Annotated in this window: 25 protein-coding genes; 20 read left to right on the top strand and 5 right to left on the bottom strand. The window is 69.8% G+C overall.

What is annotated here, in order from left to right:
- The first annotated feature begins 21 nt into the window (after window positions 1-21).
- The 15 genes from GFH48_RS15640 (at window position 22) to GFH48_RS15570 (ending at window position 12574) form a co-directional block, all read left to right on the top strand.
- Window positions 22-963: a type II secretion system F family protein gene (locus GFH48_RS15640; protein ID WP_153288870.1), complete on the top strand. Its 942-nt coding sequence runs from the start codon at window positions 22-24 to the stop codon at window positions 961-963.
- A 16-nt stretch (window positions 964-979) separates the two neighbouring features.
- Window positions 980-1870 carry a DUF5936 domain-containing protein gene (locus GFH48_RS15635; protein WP_153288869.1) on the top strand — a complete coding sequence of 297 codons (891 nt, stop codon included), beginning with the start codon at window positions 980-982 and terminating at the stop codon, window positions 1868-1870.
- Entirely contained in the window at window positions 1870-3468 is a 1599-nt protein-coding gene (locus tag GFH48_RS15630) for a sensor histidine kinase (protein ID WP_153288868.1), read from the top strand. Before GFH48_RS15635 ends, GFH48_RS15630 begins: the two co-directional genes overlap by 1 nt.
- On the top strand, window positions 3461-4192 hold the full coding sequence (locus GFH48_RS15625; protein ID WP_153288867.1) for a response regulator transcription factor: 732 nt from the start codon (window positions 3461-3463) through the stop codon (window positions 4190-4192). The genes GFH48_RS15630 and GFH48_RS15625 overlap by 8 nt, the downstream gene beginning before the upstream one ends.
- A 102-nt stretch (window positions 4193-4294) precedes the next feature.
- Window positions 4295-4495 (top strand): hypothetical protein, encoded by a 201-nt coding sequence (locus tag GFH48_RS15620; RefSeq protein ID WP_153288866.1) that lies wholly within the window; start codon window positions 4295-4297, stop codon window positions 4493-4495.
- A gap of 8 nt (window positions 4496-4503) precedes the next feature.
- A complete protein-coding gene (locus tag GFH48_RS15615; RefSeq protein WP_228120593.1) occupies window positions 4504-5100 on the top strand; it encodes a pilus assembly protein TadG-related protein in 597 nt (198 codons plus the stop codon).
- Window positions 5101-5115: 15 nt separating this feature from the next.
- Window positions 5116-5712: a hypothetical protein gene (locus GFH48_RS15610; protein ID WP_153288865.1), complete on the top strand. Its 597-nt coding sequence runs from the start codon at window positions 5116-5118 to the stop codon at window positions 5710-5712.
- Between the two features lie 2 nt (window positions 5713-5714).
- Entirely contained in the window at window positions 5715-6368 is a 654-nt protein-coding gene (locus GFH48_RS15605) for an OmpA family protein (protein ID WP_153288864.1), read from the top strand.
- A 12-nt stretch (window positions 6369-6380) separates the two neighbouring features.
- The gene (locus tag GFH48_RS15600) at window positions 6381-6956 is read left to right on the top strand and encodes a dihydrofolate reductase family protein (protein ID WP_153288863.1); all 576 of its coding nucleotides are present in this window, start codon (window positions 6381-6383) and stop codon (window positions 6954-6956) included.
- Between the two features lie 156 nt (window positions 6957-7112).
- The gene (locus tag GFH48_RS15595; RefSeq protein ID WP_153288862.1) at window positions 7113-7586 is read left to right on the top strand and encodes a hypothetical protein; all 474 of its coding nucleotides are present in this window, start codon (window positions 7113-7115) and stop codon (window positions 7584-7586) included.
- 10 nt (window positions 7587-7596) lie between these two features.
- Window positions 7597-9891, top strand: coding sequence for a hypothetical protein (locus GFH48_RS15590; protein WP_153288861.1), 2295 nt, complete (start codon window positions 7597-7599; stop codon window positions 9889-9891).
- Window positions 9888-10409 (top strand): hypothetical protein, encoded by a 522-nt coding sequence (locus GFH48_RS15585; protein ID WP_153288860.1) that lies wholly within the window; start codon window positions 9888-9890, stop codon window positions 10407-10409. Before GFH48_RS15590 ends, GFH48_RS15585 begins: the two co-directional genes overlap by 4 nt.
- A gap of 384 nt (window positions 10410-10793) precedes the next feature.
- Entirely contained in the window at window positions 10794-11087 is a 294-nt protein-coding gene (locus GFH48_RS15580) for a hypothetical protein (protein ID WP_153288859.1), read from the top strand.
- Window positions 11084-11956, top strand: a complete 873-nt coding sequence (locus GFH48_RS15575) for an LLM class flavin-dependent oxidoreductase (protein ID WP_153288858.1) — start codon at window positions 11084-11086, stop codon at window positions 11954-11956. Before GFH48_RS15580 ends, GFH48_RS15575 begins: the two co-directional genes overlap by 4 nt.
- 117 nt (window positions 11957-12073) lie before the next feature.
- Window positions 12074-12574: a GNAT family N-acetyltransferase gene (locus GFH48_RS15570; protein WP_153288857.1), complete on the top strand. Its 501-nt coding sequence runs from the start codon at window positions 12074-12076 to the stop codon at window positions 12572-12574.
- 73 nt (window positions 12575-12647) lie between these two features.
- Here the strand turns inward: GFH48_RS15570 and GFH48_RS15565 are convergent, their stop codons facing one another.
- A complete protein-coding gene (locus GFH48_RS15565) occupies window positions 12648-13160 on the bottom strand; it encodes a DinB family protein (protein ID WP_153288856.1) in 513 nt (170 codons plus the stop codon).
- 86 nt (window positions 13161-13246) lie between these two features.
- Between GFH48_RS15565 and GFH48_RS15560 the strand changes: the two genes are divergently transcribed.
- The gene (locus tag GFH48_RS15560; RefSeq protein WP_153288855.1) at window positions 13247-14017 is read left to right on the top strand and encodes a methyltransferase domain-containing protein; all 771 of its coding nucleotides are present in this window, start codon (window positions 13247-13249) and stop codon (window positions 14015-14017) included.
- Between the two features lie 388 nt (window positions 14018-14405).
- Here GFH48_RS15560 and GFH48_RS15555 read toward each other — a convergent pair whose 3' ends face one another.
- Window positions 14406-14741: a DUF192 domain-containing protein gene (locus GFH48_RS15555; protein WP_153288854.1), complete on the bottom strand. Its 336-nt coding sequence runs from the start codon at window positions 14739-14741 to the stop codon at window positions 14406-14408.
- A 427-nt stretch (window positions 14742-15168) separates the two neighbouring features.
- A complete protein-coding gene (mgrA, locus tag GFH48_RS15550) occupies window positions 15169-16206 on the bottom strand; it encodes an L-glyceraldehyde 3-phosphate reductase (protein WP_153288853.1) in 1038 nt (345 codons plus the stop codon).
- A 187-nt stretch (window positions 16207-16393) separates the two neighbouring features.
- Between mgrA and GFH48_RS15545 the strand changes: the two genes are divergently transcribed.
- From GFH48_RS15545 to GFH48_RS15530, 4 genes are all read left to right on the top strand, one after another.
- Entirely contained in the window at window positions 16394-17167 is a 774-nt protein-coding gene (locus GFH48_RS15545; RefSeq protein ID WP_153288852.1) for an isoprenyl transferase, read from the top strand.
- A 312-nt stretch (window positions 17168-17479) separates the two neighbouring features.
- Complete coding sequence (locus GFH48_RS15540; protein ID WP_153288851.1) at window positions 17480-18805, top strand: PhoH family protein; 1326 nt, start codon at window positions 17480-17482, stop codon at window positions 18803-18805.
- Window positions 18806-19235: 430 nt separating this feature from the next.
- Entirely contained in the window at window positions 19236-19952 is a 717-nt protein-coding gene (locus GFH48_RS15535) for an aggregation-promoting factor C-terminal-like domain-containing protein (protein ID WP_153288850.1), read from the top strand.
- A gap of 136 nt (window positions 19953-20088) precedes the next feature.
- Window positions 20089-21537 carry an AI-2E family transporter gene (locus GFH48_RS15530; protein WP_153288849.1) on the top strand — a complete coding sequence of 483 codons (1449 nt, stop codon included), beginning with the start codon at window positions 20089-20091 and terminating at the stop codon, window positions 21535-21537.
- Between the two features lie 306 nt (window positions 21538-21843).
- On the opposite strand, the gene GFH48_RS15525 is transcribed toward GFH48_RS15530, so the two are convergent.
- Entirely contained in the window at window positions 21844-22377 is a 534-nt protein-coding gene (locus GFH48_RS15525; RefSeq protein WP_153288848.1) for an alkyl hydroperoxide reductase, read from the bottom strand.
- A 6-nt stretch (window positions 22378-22383) separates the two neighbouring features.
- The gene (locus GFH48_RS15520; protein WP_153288847.1) at window positions 22384-22938 is read right to left on the bottom strand and encodes a peroxiredoxin; all 555 of its coding nucleotides are present in this window, start codon (window positions 22936-22938) and stop codon (window positions 22384-22386) included.
- Window positions 22939-23058 lie beyond the last annotated feature (120 nt).

Below are 23058 nucleotides of genomic sequence, written 5' to 3'. Positions count from 1 at the left end.
CACGACCGAGAGGAGCGGGCCGTGAACGACCCCGCCGTCCTGGCCCTCGGCGCCACCGTCCTGTGCGGCACCCTCGCCGTCGCGGGCGTGCACACGTACGCCTCCGGGCGCGCCCAGCGCCAGGCCCTCGTGGACCGCCTCTCCGGGGGCGGCCCGCTGCGCACCGCCGCGGGCCGCGTACGCCGCTTCGCAGCCGTCGACCGACGGCTGCGCCGCACCCGGCTCGGCCGGAGCATCCACCTGCGTCTGTCGGCGACGGGCCTCGACGTGACGGCGGGCGAGTTCGCCACCTACGTCACCGCCGTCGTCGTCGCCCTGTGGCTGATCGCGGCCTCGGTACTGGCCCCCTTCTTCGGCCCCATCGCCGCCCTGGTCGGCGTGTGGAGCGCGGTCATCTTCCTCAACTGGCAGCGACAGCGCCGCATCGAGGCCTTCATCGGCCAACTACCGGACGTGGCCCGGTTGCTGGCCAACGCCACCGCCGCGGGCCTCGCCATGCGGACCGCGCTGGCGATGGCCGCCGAGGAGCTGGAGAACCCGGCGGGCGAGGAACTCGCCCACGTGGCCGACCAGTTGCTGATGGGCCGCACCATCGACGACGCCCTCGGCGAACTGTCCGAGCGACTCCCCTCCCGCGAACTGATCGTCCTGGTCACCACACTGGTCCTGGCCAACAAGGCGGGCGGCTCGGTCGTCAGCTCCCTGCGCAACCTCACCCAGACCCTGGAGGACCGCAAGGAGACCCGCCGCGAGGTCCGCACGATGCTCTCCGAGGTCAACGCGACGGCCTTCACGGTCCCGCTGCTCGGCCTCGGCTCCCTGCTCCTGATCAACTCCTCGAACGAGGGCGCGCTCGCCCGCGTCACCGGCTCCGGCCTCGGCCAGGCCCTCGTCCTCATCTCGCTCGGCCTGTACACCGTCGGCTTCTTCGTCATCCGCCGCCTCGGCAAGATCGAAGTCTGAGGAAGGAGGGATCACGTTGCTCCCCCTGCTGCTCGCGCTGGTGACGGCCGCCGCCGTCGCGGGCGCCCTGCTCGGCATCCGCATGATCCGCGCCGACGCCAAACTGCCCAGCGACCTCGCACTCGCCCTGGAGGTCGGCGGAACCCGCGTCTCCAAGGCGGATTCGGCCGTCGACCGCCTCGGCATGCGCTTCGCCCCCGCGGTGCTGCGACTGATGGGGCCCCGCCGCGTCGACGCCAAACGCCGGCGCATAGACATGGCGGGCAATCCCGGCGGTCTGACGCTCAACCGCTATGCCGCGCGCCGCGCGGTGTACGGCGTTTTCGGCGTCCTGCTGGGCCTGATCTTCCTCTCCAACGGACAGCTCCTGTTCGCCGTGCTCTCGCTGACCTTCGGCCTGGTCGCCGCCGACGCCCTCATCTGGCAGGCCGTCCGCGAACGCAAGGAGGCCATCGACCGCATCCTCCCCGACTTCCTCGACGTTCTCGCGGTCGTGGTCTCGGCCGGTCTCGGCTTCCGCCAGGCCCTGGACCGCGTCGCGGAGAAGTACGAGGGCCCGTGGGCGGACGAACTGCGCATCACCCTGCGCCAGATGGACATGGGCGTCAGCCGCCGCCAGGCCTTCGACGAGCTGCGCAGACGCAACTCCTCCGAGCAGGTCGCCCAGTTCGTGTCGGCGTTGCAGCAGGGCGAGGAACTCGGCTCCCCGATCGCCGAGACCCTGATCCAGCTGGCCACGGACATGCGCCGCACGGACGCCCAGAACGCCCGCCGTCGCGCGGCCAAGACCATCCCCAAGGCGACGATGGTCACCCTCGTCTTCATGCTTCCGGCGACGATGATCCTGATCGCCACGGGCATGTTCCTGGGGTCGGGCACGAACTTCGGCTCGATCCTGGGCCGCTGATGAACACCCGCCGTACGCCGCCGCCCTGGCTGCCTCCCGCGCCGCGACAATCCCGGCCGGGTACCCGAACCCGACCGGATGCCCGAACGGGCCGCCCGGGGGCCTCGCGGGGCCACTCCCGGACCCCGCCGGGCCGGCTGTGGGCGCGGCTGGTCGGGCCGTGGGCACCGGAGCGCCCCGCGAGCCCCGCCGGTCACCCGGAGGCAGGGGCGGCGGGTGCGGCAGGACCGGCGGGAGGGACCGCGACGCCGACGCGACGGGGACCGGACGGCGAAGCCCGACAGAGGGCGTCGAACTGGCCCGGCGGCGCGGGTCCCGGCTACCTGGCCGACGACGCCCCCGCCCCCGGCAGCGTCCGCCTCCAGCTCAACGCCCTCCAGGCACTCTGCCGGCAGGCCTTCGCCGTCCGGCTCGCCGCGATCGCGATCGGCGCCCCCTTCGCGATGGCCAACGCCACCGACGGCCTGTCCCGCTACACGGTCCTGGCCGCCGCCGTCCTCGGCGTCATGGGCTCCTACGCCATGCTCAGGGACTGGGACCGCTTCGGCCCCCGCCTCCTCGCGCACCCCACCCTGATGGCCGTGGACCTGGCCTTCGGCGCGGTGCTGCTCCTGACGGCGTCGCCCGCGTCCCCCCTCGCGTACGCGACGGTCTGCACCCCGCTGCTGGCCGGCCTGCTCTACGGCTGGCGCGGCTCGGGCGTCTTCACGGGCCTCCAGCTGATCGTCCTGGTGACGGTGTACCGGGCCTGGCAGCACCACCCGGGTGCCGGCGCCAATACCCTCCTCGTCGCGGGGTTCTGCGTCGGCGCCGGCATCATCGGCGTCACCCTGCGCAATCTGATGTTCCGCTTCGGCACGGCGAGCCAGGCACTGTCCGAGGCGAACTCCCGCCTCGCCGTCGCCGAGGCCGTCGAGTCGGAACGGGCGCGACTGGCCCGCGAGATGCACGACTCGGTGGCGAAGACGCTGCACGGGCTGGCCCTGGCGGCGGAGGCGCTGGCCGCGTCGGCCTCGGCGGACGGCGCGGACCCGGGCACCCTGAAGCGCCAGGCGTCGACGGTCGCGGGTGCGGCCCGCCGGGCGGCGGCGGAGTCCCGCGACCTTCTGTCGGACCTGCGCCACCACACCGACCTCACCTCGGCGGGAACGGACATCCTGTCCGAACTCGACCACGTCGTCGCCTCGTTCGAGGCACGCACGCACCTGACCACGGAACTCCGCCACCACGGCGACCGCCCGGTCCTGTCCTACGCGACCGCCCGCCACGTCCTGGCGATCGTGTCCGAGGCACTGGAGAACACGCACCGGCACGCACACGCGAAGGCGGTGACGGTGGAAGTCGAACCGCGCACCCAGGAAAGCGAGTTCGTCGTGAGGGTGCGGGACGACGGAGTGGGACCTCCGCCCGGCGCGGCCCTCGGCGACCTGACCAGAACCGGCCACTTCGGTCTGCTCGGCATGACGGAACGCGCCGCCTCCCTCGGCGGCCGCATCGACCTGAACCGCTCCGAGCACGGAGGGGCGGAGGTCCGCCTGACCCTTCCCCTCGCCCCCGCTCCTCCCCACACCCCCCAAGAGGAGGCCGCACATGCCTGACCAGGCACTTATCGGCCCGCCCCTGCGGGTACTGGTGGCCGACGACAACCCCGTCGTCCGGGCCGGACTCGCCGCGCTGCTCGGTGGCCATCCGGACATCGAGGTCGTCGCCCAGGCCGCGAACGGCGCGGACGCCGTGACCGCGGCGACGGCGCATCCGCCGGACGTCGTCCTGCTCGACGTCCGCATGCCCGGCACGGACGGGCTCACCGCCCTGCCCGATCTGGCCCGGCTCGCCCCCGTGATGATGCTGACGTACAGCCGCGAACCCGAGGTCGTGGCCGAGGCGTCGCGCCGGGGCGCGGGCGGCTACCTCGTCCACGGCGAGTTCACGACGGCCGAACTGATCGCCGCGGTATGGGATATGGGGCGGCGTCCTCGCGTCCTCCTGGATTCGCTCGGTGTTTCGTACGAACCGAACGAAATCTCTTCGCAGATGCAACCGTTTGTGGGACAGTCGTCGAAGGCTCACCCCGATCGGGGGGCAAGGCTCCGTCGCCGCGCGCCCGACCGGCTCGACTTCGACCTGAGCGCGAGGGAGGTGGAGGTGATGGACCTCATCGCCGCCGGCATGAACAACCGTCAGATCGCGGCCGCCTGCTTCATCAGTGAGAAGACCGTCAAGAACCACATCAACCGCATCTTCGCGAAGCTGCACAGTTCCTCGCGCAGCGAAGCGATCGCGCACTGGCTGGGGACGGCACGGGAGGGGTGGAGCCGATGACTCCACCCACCGGAAGTTGGGCCCCTGGGCCCACCCGGAGTAGGCGGGTTCTCACGTACGGTGCTCGAGTTGGCATTGGTGTCGCGCGGGAGGACAGTGACGATGGGCAAGTTCGACAGCTGGAAGCGGACCGTCGTCTCTCGAATGCGGGGCGAGCGGCGGGACGCGGGAGCCGGGTTCGTGGAGTACGCGGGCCTGATGATCATTATTGCGGGGATCTTCACGATGATCGACGGGCTGGGGCTCGACGGCGCGATCTCGGGGGCGATCATGCGTGCGGTGACCAACGTCATCGGCGGCTGACCGTCTCGTTGCCGCTGGGCGATCGGGGTCAGACACTCCCCATCTACATCTGGCTGACGGGGATCCTGCTCTTCGCGGCATTCGCCTTTTTCGCTTTTGCTCAAGCAGCGTCCGCCCGGAACGGAGCACAGTCCGCGGCGGACGCTGCTGCGTTGGCGGCGGCCCAGGACGCCCGTGACGAGCTCATGGACAAACTGGGGGCTGCCGTCGGCCAGGCGGACAACTGGCTGGACTGGCTCGACGGGATGCAGCGCCCTGACGGAACGGGTGCCGACGGCGCGGCCAGGCGGTTGGCCGCCGAGAACGACTCGACGCTCCAAGGCCTGCAACTCGTCGAGAGGAATGGCTCTCCGGGGTACCTGGCCGACATCCAGACCAACTACACGGTCGGCCGGTCGATCATTCCCGGTACGGAGACCAGGCACGCGACCGCGCACGCCGTCGCCGTCATTCAGCCGCGCTGTGATTTCGATCCGGCCGCGGATCCCAAGAAGCCCGTCGAGCTGAACTGTGACGGCGAGATCGTGAACATCGACCCCGGAGATTTCGATCCGGTCGACCTTCCGGACGCGTCCGTGCTGTTCTCTGTGCATCTGGCCGAGTGAGAGGAAGCCGTACCCATGGACTTTCGGCACACCATGAAGGGCCGCAGGGCGCTGAGCGCGGTGGCGATCACGACTGGGCTGCTCCTCACGGTGGCCGGCTGCGGTGGGGGAGGTGACAACGCGTCCGACAAGGGTTCCTCGTCCTCATCGACCCCCGCGAAGAGCAGCAGCGACGGTAGTACGACGCAGTCGAAGGCACCGCAGTCCGATCCGCCGCTCGCCGAGGTCAAGGGCGAGAACGGTCTGGTGCTCACAGTCACCTCCGCCAAGCGTGACACGGGGGACTTCGTCACCGTCGAGGGCACTGTCACGAACAACACGGGCACGATTTGGGTCGCAGCCGAATGGCGCGGCGACGAGAGCGAGTTGGCGAGGAACGGCGGTTCCATCGCCGGTGCCAGCCTGATCGACCAGAAGGGCAAGAAGAAGTACCTCATCCTTCGGGACACCTCGGGCCGTTGTCTCTGCACGCAGTTCACCGGCGGCGTCCGTGCGGGCGCCAGCGCCCAGTGGTTCGCCCAGTTCCCCGCGCCCCCGGCAGGCGTCGCGGACGTCGACTTCCAGGTCGGCGGCATGCCCCCCGCCTCCATCCAGATCTCCGAGGGCGAGTAGCCATGGCCCTCCCGTCCCGACCCGCCGCGACGGCGCTCACGGCCCTCGCCGTACTGGTCGTCCTTGGTCTCCCCGGCCCCGCGTACGCCGACGGAACCGACCCCAGCGCGCCCCCGGGCAGCGTCACCACCTCGCCGCCTCCTTCGGTGGACGCCACCAGCCCCGGTCTCAAACTCGCCGACGGCGCCACCCTCGCCCCCGCCAAGGTTCTGGACATCAAGTCGGTGGTGGAGGACCTCGGGGGGGAGGAGCGGCGCGAGGACACCAACTCGGACGTGACGTTCGCGCTGCAGGCCGAAGTCCTCTTCCCCAAGGACAGTTCGAAGCTGAACCCGGACGCACGCTCCCGCATCGACGCGATCGCGGACGAGATCAAGGCCCAGAAGGCGACGACGGTCAGGGTCTTCGGGTTCACCGACAACCTCGGCTCGTACGCCCACGGCCTGACCCTTTCCAAGAGGCGCGCGGAGATCGTCCACGACGAGCTGGCGGCGGCGCTCGGTTCGACGGACGTCACCTTCGAGGTGCGCGGCTACAGCGAGGACTACCCGATCGCCGACAACACCTCGGAGCAGGGCCGCCGGAAGAACCGCCGCGTCGAGGTGACCTTCCCGCGCGGCGCGTCCGGCGGTACCTCGGCGGGGACCCAGAGCTGAGAGCGTGCTGCCATGAGAAAGATCGTGCTGATGATGTCGGTGTCCCTCGACGGGTACGTCGAGGGACCGAACCGCGAGATCGACTGGCACCGGGTCGACGAGGAACTGCACCGGCACTTCAACGAGGAGATCAGCCGGTTCGGCGCCCTGCTGGACGGCCGGGTGACGCACGAACTGATGGCCGCGTACTGGCCGACCGCCGACCAGGATCCCGCGAGCACCCCCACCGAGGCCGAGTTCGCCGGGATCTGGCGGGACATCCCGAAGATCGTGTACTCGCGGACGCTGGAACGGGCCGACTGGAACACCACGTTGGTGCGGGACGTCGTACCGGAGGAGGTCCGGGCGCTCAAGGAGCAGCCGGGCGGGGACCTGGGCCTCGGCGGCGCCGACCTCGCCGCCTCGTTCCTGCGGCACGACCTGGTCGACGAGTTCCGGATCTACGTCCATCCGGTACTGATCGGCCGCGGCAAACCCCTGTTCGAGAGTACGGACGCCCTGACCGACCTCCGGCTCGCCGAGACCCGCGCCTTCGGCAACGGGGTCGTCCTCCTGCGGTACGAACGAGAGCCGGCGGGGCAAGTGTGAAGCATTGATGTGAGGTGTTCTTCGAGTGATCGATGCTCACGGCACCGTTGCTACGGTAAGGACGCGGTAAGGGGGACGGACGTTCGAAGGCCGCGACCGACTGCCGCATCACGGGGATCACGGGGACCGTAGGGATCGCGGAGGGGTGCGGGTCGGATGGCCTGGGACGAGTGGGAGAAGCTGAAGGCCGACGCGGCCCGGCGGAGCACGACGCACATGCGGCTGAACCAACTGCCCGCCGAGCCGGGCGGCCGTGGCGGTGCCGATCTGGTGGTCGACCAGGACGACCTGGGCGCGGTGGGCCACGAGGCGTTCGTCCTCTACGGAGAGCTGCACAGGACGACGGACATCGCCGGCGCCGGCGCGGACAAGGCGGGCGCGGGCTCGACCACGCAGTCCGCGGCAGTCCTGAAGTCGCACGGCTTCGAGATGGGCGGCGCCCTGGAGACGACGGTCGAGGTGTGGACCTCCCAGGCCAAGTCGGTGCTCCAGGCGTGCGCGCACATCTCCAACCACCTCGACTTCAGCAAGAAGCTGCACGCGGAGCAGGACGCCCGGATCGCGGCCGTGCTCCAGGGCCCGGACGGTTCGGCCGAGTCGGTGTCCGAACTCGACAAGTACTTCCAGTAGGGGCGTCCGGATGGCTCTCACGTTCACGGACCTCGTCGAGGTCGACCTGGACAGGCTCGGCACCGCCGTCACCGACTGGAAGAACACGGTCGACGGTCTCAAGACGCAGGCGGAGAACGCCCGCAAGGGCATGCGGGCCAAGTCCGAGGCCGCCCGGTGGGCCGGGGTGAACGCCACGGTGACACGGGAGTTCGTGACCAGGACCACCAAGGAGATAGCCGACCTCCACACCGAGGCCAACAGCATCTACCAGGTCCTCGACGACGCCCACACGGAACTCGCCGCGCTCCAGAAGCAGATCAGGACCGCGGTCCGGACCGACGCCCCGGGTCTCGGCATCCGCGTGGAGGACATCGGTGACGGCAAGGTCCGCTGCTTCTTCCCGCACATCCGCGGCGACACGGACGAACGGACGCAGGAACAGCTGGACGCGCGGCAGGAGTTGGAGGGCCGCGTCAACGGACTCCTCGCCCACGCCGCGGAGATCGACGCGTCGGTGGCCCGCGCCCTGCGCAAGAGCCACGGCGGCGATCCGCACAACGCCGGGCACAGCGCGTACGAGTCCCTGAACGACGCCCAGGTCGAACGCGCGCTGGAGCTCGCCCACAAGGGCGACGGGATGACCGACCAGGAGCTGGCCGAACTCAACCGTCTGATCCGCTACAACGGACGCGAGAAGGACGGCGAGTTCGCCACCGGGTTCTACGAGGGGCTCGGCGGGCCGGAGAAGACCCTGGAGTTCTACGCCGAGATGTCCATCGACGGGACGGGCGGTGACGCGACCAAGGTCAGGCTGGACGCCGTGCGCGATCTCCAGCAGAACATGGGCTTCGCGCTGGCCAACGCCACCGACCCGGACACCGCGCACCATCTGCCGGCCACCTGGGGCGCCGACTTCCGCCGCCTCGGCACCCAGCAGATCGGCTGGGAGCGGGGCCAGTGGAACAAGCCGTACGGGTACCAGGTCCTCGGCGGCCTCCTCCGCTACGGGAACTACGACGCCCGCTTCATCAACCCGATCGCGGAGCACATCACCCAGCTCCACAAGGAAGACCCGTACCGCTTCCTGAACAACAAGCCCATGGGCAGCAAGGACATCTACGGCTTCAACCCCTCGGGCAGGCTCGGCACCGGCAACGACCCGCTCAACAGCGTCCTGGAGGCGCTCGGCCACAGCCCGGAGGCCTCGGAGAAGTTCTTCACCGACCCGCCCACCGCGTACAACGAGGACGGCACGGTGAAGACGGGAGGCAAGGTCGGTTTCGGCACATACCTCGACCTGTTCACCGACAAGGACTTCGAGTGGACTGTCGACACCAACGACACCAACATCCTCGCCGATGAGGACAAGACGAGGAAGGCGCTGGGCTACGGCCCCGAGGCCCTCGGCCACGCCCTTGAATCGGCGACGACGGGCCGCCCGTACGACAGCGACGACACCGCGGATGCGATCCGCCACACTCCCGAGCGGGCCGGACTCGTCAACGACATCGTGAACAAGTTCGGCGAGGACCCCGGACTGATCCGGCACAACGAGAACGGGGACATCGACGAGGAGAGCGGCCCGCTGTACGCCATGCGGGGAAGCCTCGGGGACATCACCGCCGAGTACATGGGGGACTTCCAGAGGTCCCTGGCCGGCGGCGGGGACCAGTTCACCACATTCGGGGAATCGGCCGCGCTGGATCCGGACAACGCGCACCGGTTTCTCGCGGAAGTCGGTCAGGACCCTGACGCCTACGCGTCGATCACCAGTGCGCAGCAGGCTTACACGGCGAATGTCGTGAACGACGTGATCAACGGGGACAGCGACTCCTCCGTCTCGGACGCTGAGCGGCTGCGCAACGCCACGCGCGCGGGTGGAATCGTCGCGGGCGTCATGAGCGAATCGCGGGCCGACGCCGTACTCGACTACCACACGGCGTCGGACAAGGAGTTCAACGAAGCCGCGGCCGACAAGCAGAAGTGGGCGGATCGCCTCCTCGGTATGGGAGTCGACAAGGTCGCCGAACGCGTGCCGATTCTTGGCGCTCCACTTGAGTGGGCTTCCGAGGACATCCAGGAATCCATCATGAAGAGCATCGAGAAGGACTCCTCGGACCAGGCCGAAGGGGATGCGACGCGTACATATCACGAAGGCCGCTCGGCGGTGATGGACTCGGCGAGGACCGCTGTCGGCGCGGCCACGCGCAACAGCGGCTTCACCGCCGACACCATCGACGACCTCAAGAACTCGGCGGCGAACGGCGCGGACGACGGCCACACCGCCGGCGCCACGATGGAAAGCGCGGGAGACGCATCGTGATCAGACACAAGGCCGTCGGCGTGGTCGGCGCACTTGCCCTGCTGACACTTGTCGGGTGCTCCAGTGGCGACGACAAGGCCTACACGGTTCCCGACCAACTCTGCGGTGTACCGGCGAAACCGGAACTCACCAAGGAGTTGCTGCCAGACGGGGACAAGCTGAGGATCGTCAAGTCCCGGACGGCCGAAGCGGTGCCGGACTACTACTGCAAGGCGCTCGTCGACGGTGACGTCGAGCTTGCGATCGAGGGTGTCTGGCAGCCCGCCGGAACCACCGCCGAACAGGCCGCGGAGAAAAGCCACTCCTTCAATTTGCGCCCGGCCGACGGGGGACGCTTCGCTCTCTGGGACGACAAGGCGTTCACCGTGGTCGACTGCAAGAACACCAAGTACAAGGCGGAGCGGTTCTCCATCGAGGCGCGGCTGATCCACTCGGACGGAGACATGAGCAAGAAACTCCAGAGCTTCCTCGGCCCGTTCTCCGAGTCTTACCGCAAGACTCTCCCCTGCGAGTCCTGAAACCGGTCGCCCGACAGCCCTGCCTTCCGGTACGACTTCGGGAGGGCGGGATCTCGGCGGCCTCCACCGCGCTCAAGCGCGCGGCTCGTACGGCCGCGGGCATCAGCCACTCGGACGGGGCGCAATGGAATTCGGAGAGTGACGCGAATTGACGCACGGATGGCGCGGTGTGTACCCGTCGGTGGCCGCGATGACGATCGCGGTGGCCGGGTGCTCCGACGAGCAGAAACGGGAGTACACGCTCCCGGAGAGCCTGTGCGGCGTCCCCGCCCCGACGCGGGCTCTCTCCCGGTTGCTGCCGGCGGGCAAGCACCTGGCCGTCGACACGGCCACCCCCTCGCCGACGCGATCACGACGTGCAGGGCGACCGTCGACGGTCACCTGGTGCTCTCCCTGGAGCGGGAGATCCGCGAGGTGGGGGCTTCGGCGCGTGACATCGCGGTGAAGCAACTCGGCGTGAAGCAGCTGACGTCCGCGGAACGCGACAGCGTGGCCCACGCGGACTGGGCCGCCGTGTCCGTGGTCCAGTGCCGTGGGGGAGGCGCCGCCGACAAGGACATCTCCATCGCCGTCAAGGTGCTCGAACCGGGGCACCGGAACGAGGCCGCGATGAAGGAACTGATCCTGGAGTACACGTCCGCCTTCAAGAAGCGGCAGCCCTGCACGGAGACCTCATGACCACCCTAGGCGCCGTCCTCCGCCCCCAGTTGCCCCCGGAACGCCTCCGTGACATCGCCCGGCTCGCGGACGACGTGGGGCTGGAGGAGCTGTGGCTGTGGGAGGACTGTTTCCGGGAGGGCGGGATCTCGGCGGCCGCCGCCGCGCTCGCCTGGACCGAGCGCCTGCGCGTCGGGGTCGGCCTGCTGCCCGTACCCCTGCGCAACGTGGCGCTCGTCGCCATGGAGGCCGCCACCCTGCACCGGATGTTCCCGGGCCGGGCGGTGCTCGGCGTCGGGCACGGCGTGCAGGAGTGGATGGGGCAGGTCGGAGCGCGCCCCGAGTCGCCGCTGACCCTGCTGCGCGAGCACCTCGACGCCCTGCGCGCGCTGCTCCGGGGCGAACGCCTCACCACGCGCGGGCGGTACGTGACCCTGGACGACGTCGCCCTCGACTGGCCCCCGGCCGCCCCCGTACCGGTACTCGCCGGCGCCACCGGACCGCGTACGCTCCGGCTCGCCGGGGAGGCCGCGGACGGCACCGTCCTCACCTCCTCGACCACGCCGGAGGGCGTACGGCGCGCACGCCGGCTCATCGACGAGGGGCGGGCGTCCGCCGGCCGCAGCGATCCGCACCGGGTCGTCGTGTACCTGCTCACCGCCACCGGACCCGACGCCGCCGTCCGGCTCAGGGCCGAGTTCGAGTCGGAGGGCCTCGGCCCGGTCCCGGACCTCGGTGTCGCGGGAGACGCGGGCGCCGTCGCCGCGGCCGTACAGCGGCTCGCGGAGGCCGGGGCCGACGCGGTGATCCTCCAGCCCACGGGCGACGAACCGGATCCCGAGGGGTTCGTACGGTTCGCGGCCGAGGAGGTGCGGCCGCTCGTTCCGTAGACCGGGCACGGGCACGCGACCGCCCGGGCACGCGACCGCCCGGGCGACGGCCCCCTCGGGTGACGGCCCCGTCGGACGGCGGTCCCGTTGTCAGTGCCGGGTGCCAGACTCGCGGGTATGACAGAGGACAGCGTGCGGTTGCGGGACGTCGTGGAGGCCGACCTGGAGGCCTTCCTCGCCTACGAGCACGAGCCCGAGGCCCTGCGGCGTTCGAGATTCACGCCGCGGCCGCGGGACGCCTTCATGCGGCACTGGAAGGAGCGGATCCTCGGGGACGCGACCTGCCTGGTGCGGACGGTCGTCGTGGACGAGGAGGTGGCGGGCAGCGTCGTCGCCTGGTGGGAGGACGACCGGCGGTTCCTCGGTTACTGGCTGGGCCGCCCGTACTGGGGCCGTGGCATCGGCGGCAGAGCCCTCGGCCTCTTCCTCGGCGTCGAGAGGAACCGGCCGCTGTACGCGGACCCCTTCACCGGCAACACCGCGTCGGTACGCGTGCTGGAGAAGCACGGCTTCCTGCACACCGGGACGGTGCGCCACGGCGAGGACGAACACGCCCTGCTCGTCCTCCCGGAGAGGGCCCGGCAGGCCGCGGCAGAGGCGTCGCCCGAGCGCCCGTGACGTTCCTGTCCGCGGGGACGGAGACGGGGACCGGGGCGCCGGGCCCGCCGGATCGCGGGCGCCGGTGTCCGGCTCAGTCCGGCCGGTGACCCCCCGTGCTCCCGTCGATCAGCTCCCGCACGATGTCCATGTGCCCCGCGTGCCGGGCCGTCTCCTCGACCATGCGGATGAGGACCCAGCGCAGGGAGACCGTCGTGCCGTTCCACGAAGTGCCGACGTCGTCGAGCGACAGGTCGGCGATCGTGCGGTCGGCGGCGGCGCGAGCGCGGCCGTAGAACTCCACGATCCGCGCCGTCGTCTCGCCCTGCCCCGCGCTCATGTCCTCCTCGGAGGCCGGGTCGAACCACAGCGGCTCGGCCGGCCGCCCGAACGTCGAGCAGAACCAGCCGTACTCGACGGACGCGAGGTGCTTCACCAGTCCCAGCAGGTTCGTGCCCGACGGTGTCATCACCCGCCTCAGCGGCTCGTCGTCCAGCCCCTCCAGCTTCCGGAGCACGGCGTCCCGATGCCGGTCGAGACTCGCGTGCAGACTCTCCTTCTCGCCGCCCGTGTACGGCACTTGCCGGGCCCCGGTTCTCGTCGTCATGCCGCGGAACGTAGCAGCGGCCACCGACACCGGGAGCGGCGGAAATCCCCTCGCGTCCTCGGACGGCTGTTGGGAGGATCCCCGGCATGACCGTTCCGCGTACCTTCGAAGACCTCGTCGCCGAGGCCGCGTCGGCGCCCGTCGAGGGCTGGGACTTCTCCTGGTTCGAGGGCCGCGCCACCGAACAGCGACCCTCCTGGGGGTACGCGCGGGCGATGGGGGAGCGGCTGGCGCGAGCCGCCGCGGCGCTGGACATCCAGACCGGCGGCGGTGAAGTCCTCGCCTCCGCGCCGAGGATGCCCCCGGTCATGGCGGCCACCGAGGGCTGGCCCCCGAACGTGGCCAGGGCCACCGCCCTGCTCCGGCCGCGCGGCGCGGTGGTCGTCGCCGCGGCGGAGGACGCGCCGCTGCCCTTCGCCGACGGAGCCTTCGACCTGGTCACCAGCCGGCATCCCGTCCGCACCCACTGGACCGAGATCGCCCGGGTCCTGTGCCCCGGCGGCACGTACTTCTCCCAACAGGTCGGTCCCGCCAGCGTCTTCGAACTGGTCGAGCACTTCCTCGGGCGGCAGCCGGCGGAGGTCAGGAACGACCGGCACCCCGACCGGGCCCGCGCCGCGGCGGAGGCCGCCGGGCTCGACGTCGTCGGTCTGCGCGCGGAGCGGCTGCGCGTCGAGTTCCTCGACATCGGAGCCGTCGTCCACTTCCTGCGCAAGGTGATCTGGATGGTCCCCGGCTTCACCGTCGACCGGTATCTGCCCCGACTCCGTTCCCTGCACGAGCGGATGGAGGCGGAGGGCCCCTTCGTCGCCCACAGCGCCCGCTTCCTGATCGAGGCGCGGAAGCCGCGTTCGTAGGAGCCGCGTTCGTGCGAGCCGCGTCCGCGTGAGCCGCGTCTGTGGGCGACGGCGCCACCGGCGCGGGCGAGGACGTCCGGCGAGGACGTCCGGAGGGGCGGTCCGGCGGGACGCCCGGCCACCGCCCCGGTTCCCCGGGCGAACGGGCTGATCGACACGTGCCGAAACTGATTGTCCGAAAACACCCTGATGCGGGCCGTCATGTGCGAAGTGTCCCTCCGGATGCCGGACCCGCGCGCAGGTTTCCGCATCGTTATGGAGGGAGGCTCGCCCTGGTCGACCGCTTCACATAGGTTCAGACCAAGGCAGTTCGCGTGAGCAAAGCCGCGCGTGTGGCACCGTGCGGTGGAGGGGGCCGCGCGGTGCCATGTCCGTTTCCGACGCGGTGTCAGCCGTCGTGCAGCGTGACCTGCGCCCCGCGTCGCACGCCCCACCGCTCCATCGCCCCGGACTCCGCCTCCAGGACGTAGCGGCAGCGCGGGCGGGGGAGCCCCAGCCGGCCCGGCCGCATCGTCCGTACCGCCAGGACCCGAAGTCTCCGGTCCAGGTACGCGACGTCGATCGTGAACCGCATGCCCAGGGTGTGCACCGCGCTCGCCGGACCGAGCAGCAACGCCCCCTCGATCCCCTCCCGTCCGAGCAGACCCCGGCGCCGGGCCCGCGCCGATGCGGCGCGTTCCAGCGGTACGGGTTCGGGCGTCCGTTCCGTGGTGAACATGACCATGGTGGTGAAGCTAGCGCCGCCGTCAAGCGGGCGACGTGGACGCGTGTCACTCTCCCGGAGTACGCGAGGGCGGGACGGTGGTTGGGGTGCCTGGAGGCGCGGACTCCGTAAACCCCTCTGATTCCCTGTGGATTCCTCCGAATGTGCCGCGATTCCCTTTGAATCCGTTGTGATTCGGCCAAGATCACACCCTGAATGGGGGATTCCGCACTCACCGTGGCGTCGTCGGACGGTTGCGGAGAGTAGTTGTGGCACGCCGATGCGCGCAGCATCACTTACGAAGGGTTATGGTGGAACCCCCCCCTCGGGCCGGTCCGTCTCCCCCCCACGGACCGGCCCGTTTTTTTGTGTCCCCGCCCGGCGGCCCGCCGGGCCGGTGTCTGCGCCCCCGTGCGCCCCCTGACCTCGGGGGCACGGGGGCGGTGACTCACTGCCGTCCGGCCCAGATGTTGGTCCCCGGCGTCGACACCGCGAAGGTGTCGATCTCCTTCAGTTCCTCGTCCGTGAGCCTCGGTCCGGCCAGCGCCGCCACGTTCTCCTCCAGCTGCGCCACGCTGGACGCGCCGATGAGCGCGGAGGTCATCCGCTCGTCGCGCAGCACCCAGGTGAGCGCGAGCTGGGCGAGGGACTGGCCGCGGCGGGCCGCGATGGCGTTCAGCCCCTTCAGCCGGCGCAGCACCTCGTCGCTCAGCAGCTGCGGGTCCAGCGACTTGCCCTGCGTGGCCCGCGAGCCCTCGGGGATGCCCTGGAGGTACTTGCCCGTCAGCAGGCCCTGGGCGAGCGGCACGAAGGAGATGCAGCCCATGCCGGCCGCCTCCAGCGTGTCGAGCAGCGCGTCGTCCTCGGTCCAACGGTTGATCATCGAGTACGAGGGCTGATGAATGAGCGGCCGTACACCCATTGAGGTGAGGATCCGGGCCGCTTCCGCGGTCTGCTCGCTGCTGTACGAGGAGACGCCGACGTACAGCGCCTTGCCCTGCTGGACGGCGGACGCGAGCGCGCCCATCGTCTCCTCCAGCGGGGTGTCCGGATCGAAGCGGTGCGAGTAGAAGATGTCGACGTGGTCGACGCCCATCCGCTTCAGTGAGGCGTCCAGGGAGTTCAGCAGGTACTTGCGGGAGCCCCACTCGCCGTACGGGCCGGGGTGCATCAGGTACCCCGCCTTGGTGGAGAGCACCAGTTCGTCCCGGTACGGCGCGAAGTCCTGCTTCAGGAGTTTGCCGAAGTTGAGCTCCGCCGAGCCGGGCGGCGGGCCGTAGTTGTTCGCCAGGTCGAAGTGCGTCACGCCGAGGTCGAAGGCGCGGCGCAGGATGGCGCGCTGCGAGTCGAGTGAGCGGTCGTCGCCGAAGTTGTGCCAGAGGCCGAGCGAGACGGCCGGCAGCTTGAGACCGCTGCTGCCGGTGCGCCGGTATTCCATCGAGTCGTACCGCTCCGTCGAGGCGCGGTAAAGAGGCAGGTCGTTCATGGGTACGAACCTATGTCAGGGCGCCGGGACCCGTCGGCGGAGGGCCGCGCGGCGCCCGGGGGTGGACTTCGGCAGGACATGGCCGGGGGTAGGCTTCGCCCCCGGGGGCCGCCATCGGGACAGGGGTCGCGCCGAGCGAGGCCGCTCGGGCGTGCCGGTCCGATCCGCACGGAGGGGCTGACAACACGTGAACCTGCGGGACAACCTGCGCCGTCTGCTGCTCAGGTTCTATACACGCAGGGTGGAGGGCCACCTCGACCACGACCAGGTGCCCAAGCACATCGGGGTCATCATGGACGGCAACCGGCGCTGGGCGAAGGCGGCCGGCAGCACCGCCGCCCAGGGTCACCGGGCCGGAGCCGACAAGATCGAGGAGTTCCTCGGCTGGTGCTCCGAGACGGACGTCGAGGTCGTCACGCTCTGGCTGCTGTCGACCGACAACTTCGACCGCCCCGAGGACGAGCTCGTCCCGCTGCTGGGCATCATCGAGGGCGTCGTGCGCACCCTGGCCGCCGACGGCCGCTGGCGCGTGCACCACGTCGGCACGCCCGACCTGCTGCCGTCCCCGATGCAGACGGCCCTCAAGGAGGCCGAGGAGACCACCGCGCACGTGGACGGGATAGTCGTCAACGTCGCCATCGGCTACGGCGGCCGCCAGGAGATCGCCGACGCGGTCCGCTCGATGCTCCTCGACGCGGCGGACAAGGGTGCCTCGCTCGCCGACGTCGCCGACTCCGTCGACATCGACCTCATCGGCAAGCACCTGTACACGAGCGCCCAGCCCGATCCGGACCTGGTGATCCGTACCAGCGGCGAACAGCGGCTGTCCGGGTTCATGCTCTGGCAGACCGCCCATTCGGAGTACTACTTCTGCGAAGTCTTCTGGCCCGCCTTCCGCAAGGTCGATTTCCTGCGCGCCCTGCGTGACTACGCGGCGCGACACCGCCGCTACGGCGGCTGACCCACGGGGCCGTCCGGGACGCGGTGAGGGGCGTACGTCATCCGGAGTTAACGAACGCGTGGTCACATGCTCTTGCATGGCCGTGCGCGTTCGAGGGCATAAGCCATGCAGGTCGACGCCCGAACCACGGGTGTCGTATCTCAGCGGACGGCACGGGGCCGTCCGCCCGGGAGGCCCTTTGCACCAGCCCGACCGTGCGGTCACAGCACGGACGAAGTGGAGGGCCGGTCCCCGGCCCGCGCAGCGTGGCCGTCGACCGGTCCAGATCTCCTTCGTCGCTCCCCGACCTCATCCGAGGGGGTACGTCCTTCCGTGGTGACCAGCACAAAGCGCCGTATGCCAGACCGGCGCACCTATGTTCTCGACACCAGCGTCCTGCTGGCCGATCCCAACGCCCTGAACCGCTTCGACGAGCACGAGGTCGTGCTGCCGATCGTCGTGGTCACGGAGCTGGAGGCCAAGAGGCACCATCCCGAGCTCGGCTACTTCGCCCGGCAGGCGCTTCGCCTGCTCGACGAGTTCCGGGTGCGGTTCGGCCGCCTCGACGCCCCCATCCCGATCGGGGAACTGGGCGGGACCGTACGTGTCGAGCTCAACCACTCGGACCCCAGCGTCCTGCCCAGCGGGTACCGACTGGGGGACAACGACTCCCGCATCCTCGCGGTCGCCCGCAATCTGCAGGCCGAGGGATACGACGTCACCGTCGTATCGAAGGATCTGCCGCTCAGGATCAAGGCCTCGTCCGTCGGTCTCCTCGCCGAGGAGTACCGCGCGGAACTCGCCATCACGGGCTCCTCCGGCTGGACCGGAATGTCCGAACTGACCCTGTCGGGCGAGCAGGTGGACCTCCTCTTCGAAGAGGGGCACGCCTACGTACCCGAGGCGTCCGACCTTCCGGTGCACACCGGCCTGACGATCCAGTCGGAGCGCGGCAAGGCCCTCGGCCGTGTCACGTCCGAGGGCAACGTCCGCCTGGTGCGCGGCGATCGGGAGGCCTTCGGCATCAAGGGCCGCAGCGCCGAGCAGCGCATCGCGCTCGACCTGCTGCTCGACCCGGACATCGGGATCGTGTCGATGGGCGGCCGGGCCGGCACCGGAAAGTCCGCGCTCGCGCTCTGCGCGGGTCTGGAGGCCGTCCTGGAGCGGCGCCAGCACCAGAAGGTGATGGTCTTCCGGCCGCTGTACGCGGTGGGCGGGCAGGAACTCGGCTACCTGCCCGGTTCCGAGTCCGAGAAGATGAGTCCCTGGGCGCAGGCGGTCTTCGACACCCTGTCGGCGGTCACCTCGCGGGAGGTCATCGAGGAGGTCACCGCGCGCGGCATGCTGGAGGTCCTGCCGCTCACGCACATCCGTGGCCGCTCGCTGCACGACGCCTTCGTGATCGTGGACGAGGCCCAGTCACTGGAACGGAACGTGCTGCTGACGGTCCTGTCCCGGATCGGCGCCAATTCGCGGGTGGTTCTCACCCATGACGTGGCACAACGGGACAACCTGCGCGTCGGCCGGTACGACGGAGTGGTCGCCGTCGTCGAGAAGTTGAAGGGCCACCCGCTCTTCGCGCACGTGACGCTGAACCGTTCCGAGAGGTCCCAGATCGCGGCGCTCGTGACCGAAATGCTGGAGGACGGACAGATCTGACCGCACCTGACACCACCTGCCCCTTGCTGACCGTACCTGGTCAAAAGGTGGTGGATACACGGTAGTTGACGCCGTCCGGCAGAAGGCGAAGAGCCTAGCCGGGCGGCGTCTGCGTGCGCGCTCGTTTCCGTAAAACAGCTGAGGCAAACGGGGTGTGAGCTTTCACACGCAACTGAGAATTGCCTCGACGCGTCCGGTTGCGGCTAGAGTCTCAGTCCTGTCAGGCCCCGCATACGACACACCTGTATCCCCAGCGGTACGGAACAACAGGAACCTCAGAACTCCATAGAGCCGTCGTATGCCGCCCGCGCACCATGCGGCGCTCCCCGAGCGGGAGTTGCCCACCGGGCCCGTGCCTCCCGTGACCATGCAGTGGGGAGGCCAGCGTCAGGGGGCAAGATTGCGTCCGCGAGGGTCACCTAAGCGGGCGATGCTGGAAGGAAACCGTGTGAGCCGGATTTCGGTCCGGGGATTCGCAGTGGCTTCAGCCACCGCGGTCACCGCCGTCGGTGCCGTTACCGGTGTTGCCTCGGGCAGCACTGGACAGCCGTCGAACGACGCCGAGGCAACGGCGAGCGACTCGACCCTCCTCGCGGACATACCTACGGGTCAGCAGGCCCAGGTGCAGACCGCGTCCCTGACGCAGCAGGCCGACGCACAGGCCATCGCCGCGGACGCGAGCGCCAAGAAGGACGCGGAGGAAGCCGCCCGTCTTCAGGCGGCCAAGGACGCGGTCGCCAAGCAGAAGGCTGCCGAAAAGGCTGAGAAGGAAGCCAAGGAGCGCAAGGAAGCCAAGGAAGCGGCCAGCCGCTCCGCGACGCGCGATGCCTCCACCTTCTCGGTTCAGGCCTCGTACACCACCGCGCAGATCCAGGCGATGGCGTCGTCGATGGTCCCGAGCGGGCAGTTCCAGTGCTTCAGCAACATCGTGGACCACGAGTCCAGCTGGAACTACCGGGCGGTCAACGCTTCTTCCGGTGCCTACGGTCTCTTCCAGGCCCTGCCCGGCTCCAAGATGTCGACCGTCGGTTCCGACTGGCAGACGAACCCGGCCACCCAGATCAAGTGGGGCCTCAACTACATGGACAGCCGCTACGGCAGCCCGTGCGAGGCCTGGTCGTTCTGGCAGGCCAACCACTGGTACTGAGCCTCACGCCGCACCCCGGCCGCTCAACCTTCCGAAGCCCTTCCCCGTCCTACGGGGAGGGGCTTCGGCCATGTACGGTCGGAGCCGACGACTCCAGGGGGGAGTGGTGGGCCGGAGCGGGGGAAGAGGACCGATCATGTCGCGAGTGCCAGGGTGGCTCGGCCGGCTCGGCGCCGGACTGACCGAGCTCGGAGAACGGTTGGACGAACGCCGTGCCGAGGTGGAGAAGGAGTCCTCGGGCACGCTCGACGACGTCTTCTCCACCGGTGCCGTACGGGACGCGGAGGACTCCGCCGATCCGTACGGGCGACACGACGACGCGCTCCGAGGCGACCCGGATCGCACGGGGACGCCCGCCCCGGACTCCGCCGCCCCGCCCTCGCCCGCTCCCGTCTCCCCGCACGTGGTGCCGGTAACGACCGCGGCTCCGGTCGCCCAGGTGTCCGAGGGAGCCGGACGCTCCGATCCCTCGATGGCCGTGCCGTGGGGCGTACGCGTCGCGGCCGAGGCCGGCTGGCGGCTGCTCGTCCTCGCGGGCACCCTCTGGGTGCTCATGCGCGTCATCAGCGCCGTACAACTGGTCGTCCTCGCCTTCGTCGCCGCGCTGCTCATCACCGCGCTGCTCCAGCCGACGGTGGCACGCCTGAAGGGGATCGGGTTCCCGAGGGGGCTCGCCACCGCGCTGACCGCGATCCTGGGCTTCGTCATCATGGGTCTGGTCGGCTGGTTCGTGGTCTGGCAGGTCCAGGAGAACATCGACAATCTCTCGGACCAGATCCAGGACGGCATCGACGAGTTGCGCAAGTGGCTCCTCAACAGCCCGTTCCATGTGACGGACAAACAGATCAACGAGATCGCGAAGAACCTCCGGGACGCGATCGGCGCGAACACCGACCAGATCACGTCGGCGGGGCTCGAAGGAGTCACGGTCATCGTGGAGGCGCTGACCGGCATCCTCCTCACGATGTTCTCGACGCTGTTCCTGCTGTACGACGGCAAGCGGATCTGGGAGTGGACGCTCAAGCTGGTGCCCGCGGCGGCACGGCCGGGAGTGGCGGGAGCGGGGCCGCGCGCGTGGCGGACGCTGACGGCGTATGTGCGCGGCACGGTCATAGTGGCTCTGATCGACGCCATCTTCATCGGCCTCGGAATCTACTTCCTCGACGTCCCGATGGCCGTTCCGCTGGCCGTCTTCATCTTCCTGTTCGCGTTCATCCCGCTGGTCGGCGCCGTGGTGTCCGGGGCGCTGGCGGTCGTGGTCGCGGTGGTGACGCAGGGGGTGTTCACCGCGCTGATGACGCTGCTCGTGGTGCTCGCCGTGCAGCAGATCGAGGGCCACATCCTGCAGCCGTTCATTCTCGGACGGGCGGTGCGGGTGCATCCGCTGGCGGTGGTGCTGTCCGTCGCGGCGGGTGGGCTGGTCGCGGGGATCGGGGGCGCCGTGGTGGCGGTGCCGCTGGTGGCGGTCACCAACACGGTGGTCGGGTATCTGCGGTCGTACGCGCGGGAGCCGGCGCAGAGGTATGCGCCCGGGCCGCACGGGGCGACGGCGCCGGAACCCGTACCGGCCGACCCACCGTCCTGACCCGGGAGTTGCTCGCCCCCGCCACCCCTGCCCGTCCCATCCCCTGGGCTCCGCCCCGGACCCCGCCAAGGGCGCCGCGCCCTCTGGACCCGCGCTCGCCCCAAGGGCTCGTCCTCAAACGCCGGACAGGCTGGGAATCTCAGCCCGTCCGGCGTTTGAGGACAAGGCCCTTGAGGCCGGCCGGGGGTCTGGGGGCTGAGCCCCCAGGTACGGACGGGTCGGGTAGGGGCGGCGGGGGCGTAGAGGCAACGCCGAGGCCCCGTTCGCCGGTGAGGTGAACGGGGCCTTCGAGAGCGTGGCGTGGGGCTACTGCGCGAGAACGGCCTCGGCGTCCAGCGTCGTCCCGACCGCCTGGATCACCGCGGCGATCTTGAACGCCTCCTGGATCGTCTCCCGGTCGACACCCGCCTTGCGGAGCACCTGCTCGTGCGAGTCGAGACACTGTCCGCACCCGTTGATCGCGGAGACGGCCAGCGACCACAGTTCGAAGTCGACCTTCTCGACACCGGGGTTGCCGATGACGTTCATCCGCAGGCCGGCCCGCAGGGTGCCGTACTCGGGGTCCGACAGCAGATGACGCGTCCGGTAGAAGACGTTGTTCATCGCCATGACCGCGGCGGCCGACTTGGCGGCCGTGTACGCCTCCGGCGACAGGTTCGCCTTCGCCTCCGGCTCCAGCTCACGCAGCACCCGCGGCGAACGGGACGCGATCGCGCACGCCAGCACCGTCCCCCACAGCTGCTGCTGCGGAAGCTCGGAGTTGCCGATGACCGAACCCAGGTTGAGGCGCAGGTCCTTCGCGTAGTCCGGTACGGCGGACTTCAGCTCATCGAGGGACATGGAGGGTCACTCACCCGCCAGGAGCGCCACCGGGTCGAGGGTGGTCTCGCCCTTGGTCCAGTTGCACGGGCACAGCTCGTCCGTCTGGAGGGCGTCCAGGACCCGCAGGACCTCCTTGGGGTTACGGCCGACGGAGCCGGCGGTCACCATGGAGAACTGGATCTCGTTGTTCTGGTCGACGATGAACACGGCACGCTTGGCGAAGCCGTCCTCACCCTCGATGCCGAGGTCCCGCATGAGCTCGTGCTTCGAGTCGGCCATCATCGGGAAGGGCAGGTCCCGCAGGTCGTCGTGGTCCTTGCGCCAGGCGTGGTGCACGAACTCGGAGTCGCCGGAGAAGCCGAGGACCTGGGCGTCGCGGTCGGCGAACTCGTCGTTCAGCTTGCCGAAGGCGGCGATCTCGGTCGGGCACACGAAGGTGAAGTCCTTGGGCCACGCGAAGATGACCTTCCACTGACCCTCGTAGGTCTTGTGGTCGATCTGCTGGAACTCCTGACCCTTCTCCAGCGAGACACAGGCGGTCAGATCGAACGGGGGGAACTTGTCACCGACAGTGAGCACGCGCTCTCCTTGTAGCGAGGGAATGCCCCTTTTGAGGACTTACCCCTTGGGTTGGACGCTGTCGATCGTGGCACAAGCTGCATTGATTAGTGAAATTGATACACTCGGTCGTGTTGATCG

This window comes from Streptomyces fagopyri (assembly GCF_009498275.1).
GTDB lineage: Bacteria > Actinomycetota > Actinomycetes > Streptomycetales > Streptomycetaceae > Streptomyces > Streptomyces fagopyri.
This window is presented reverse-complemented; position numbering and strand designations above follow the sequence as displayed.

Excerpts from the sequence above, each read along its gene's own strand:
- GFH48_RS15630 (WP_153288868.1), top strand. The coding sequence starts at position 1,870 with ATGAACACCCGCCGTACGCCGCCGCCCTGGCTGCCTCCCGCGCCGCGA.
- GFH48_RS15625 (WP_153288867.1), top strand. The coding sequence starts at position 3,461 with ATGCCTGACCAGGCACTTATCGGCCCGCCCCTGCGGGTACTGGTGGCC.
- GFH48_RS15620 (WP_153288866.1), top strand. The coding sequence starts at position 4,295 with ATGGGCAAGTTCGACAGCTGGAAGCGGACCGTCGTCTCTCGAATGCGG.
- GFH48_RS15610 (WP_153288865.1), top strand. The coding sequence starts at position 5,116 with ATGGACTTTCGGCACACCATGAAGGGCCGCAGGGCGCTGAGCGCGGTG.
- GFH48_RS15605 (WP_153288864.1), top strand. The coding sequence starts at position 5,715 with ATGGCCCTCCCGTCCCGACCCGCCGCGACGGCGCTCACGGCCCTCGCC.
- GFH48_RS15600 (WP_153288863.1), top strand. The coding sequence starts at position 6,381 with ATGAGAAAGATCGTGCTGATGATGTCGGTGTCCCTCGACGGGTACGTC.
- GFH48_RS15595 (WP_153288862.1), top strand. The coding sequence starts at position 7,113 with ATGGCCTGGGACGAGTGGGAGAAGCTGAAGGCCGACGCGGCCCGGCGG.
- GFH48_RS15590 (WP_153288861.1), top strand. The coding sequence starts at position 7,597 with ATGGCTCTCACGTTCACGGACCTCGTCGAGGTCGACCTGGACAGGCTC.
- GFH48_RS15575 (WP_153288858.1), top strand. The coding sequence starts at position 11,084 with ATGACCACCCTAGGCGCCGTCCTCCGCCCCCAGTTGCCCCCGGAACGC.
- GFH48_RS15570 (WP_153288857.1), top strand. The coding sequence starts at position 12,074 with ATGACAGAGGACAGCGTGCGGTTGCGGGACGTCGTGGAGGCCGACCTG.
- GFH48_RS15565 (WP_153288856.1), bottom strand. The coding sequence starts at position 13,160 with ATGACGACGAGAACCGGGGCCCGGCAAGTGCCGTACACGGGCGGCGAG.
- GFH48_RS15560 (WP_153288855.1), top strand. The coding sequence starts at position 13,247 with ATGACCGTTCCGCGTACCTTCGAAGACCTCGTCGCCGAGGCCGCGTCG.
- GFH48_RS15555 (WP_153288854.1), bottom strand. The coding sequence starts at position 14,741 with ATGGTCATGTTCACCACGGAACGGACGCCCGAACCCGTACCGCTGGAA.
- mgrA (WP_153288853.1), bottom strand. The coding sequence starts at position 16,206 with ATGAACGACCTGCCTCTTTACCGCGCCTCGACGGAGCGGTACGACTCG.
- GFH48_RS15535 (WP_153288850.1), top strand. The coding sequence starts at position 19,236 with ATGCTGGAAGGAAACCGTGTGAGCCGGATTTCGGTCCGGGGATTCGCA.
- GFH48_RS15530 (WP_153288849.1), top strand. The coding sequence starts at position 20,089 with ATGTCGCGAGTGCCAGGGTGGCTCGGCCGGCTCGGCGCCGGACTGACC.
- GFH48_RS15525 (WP_153288848.1), bottom strand. The coding sequence starts at position 22,377 with ATGTCCCTCGATGAGCTGAAGTCCGCCGTACCGGACTACGCGAAGGAC.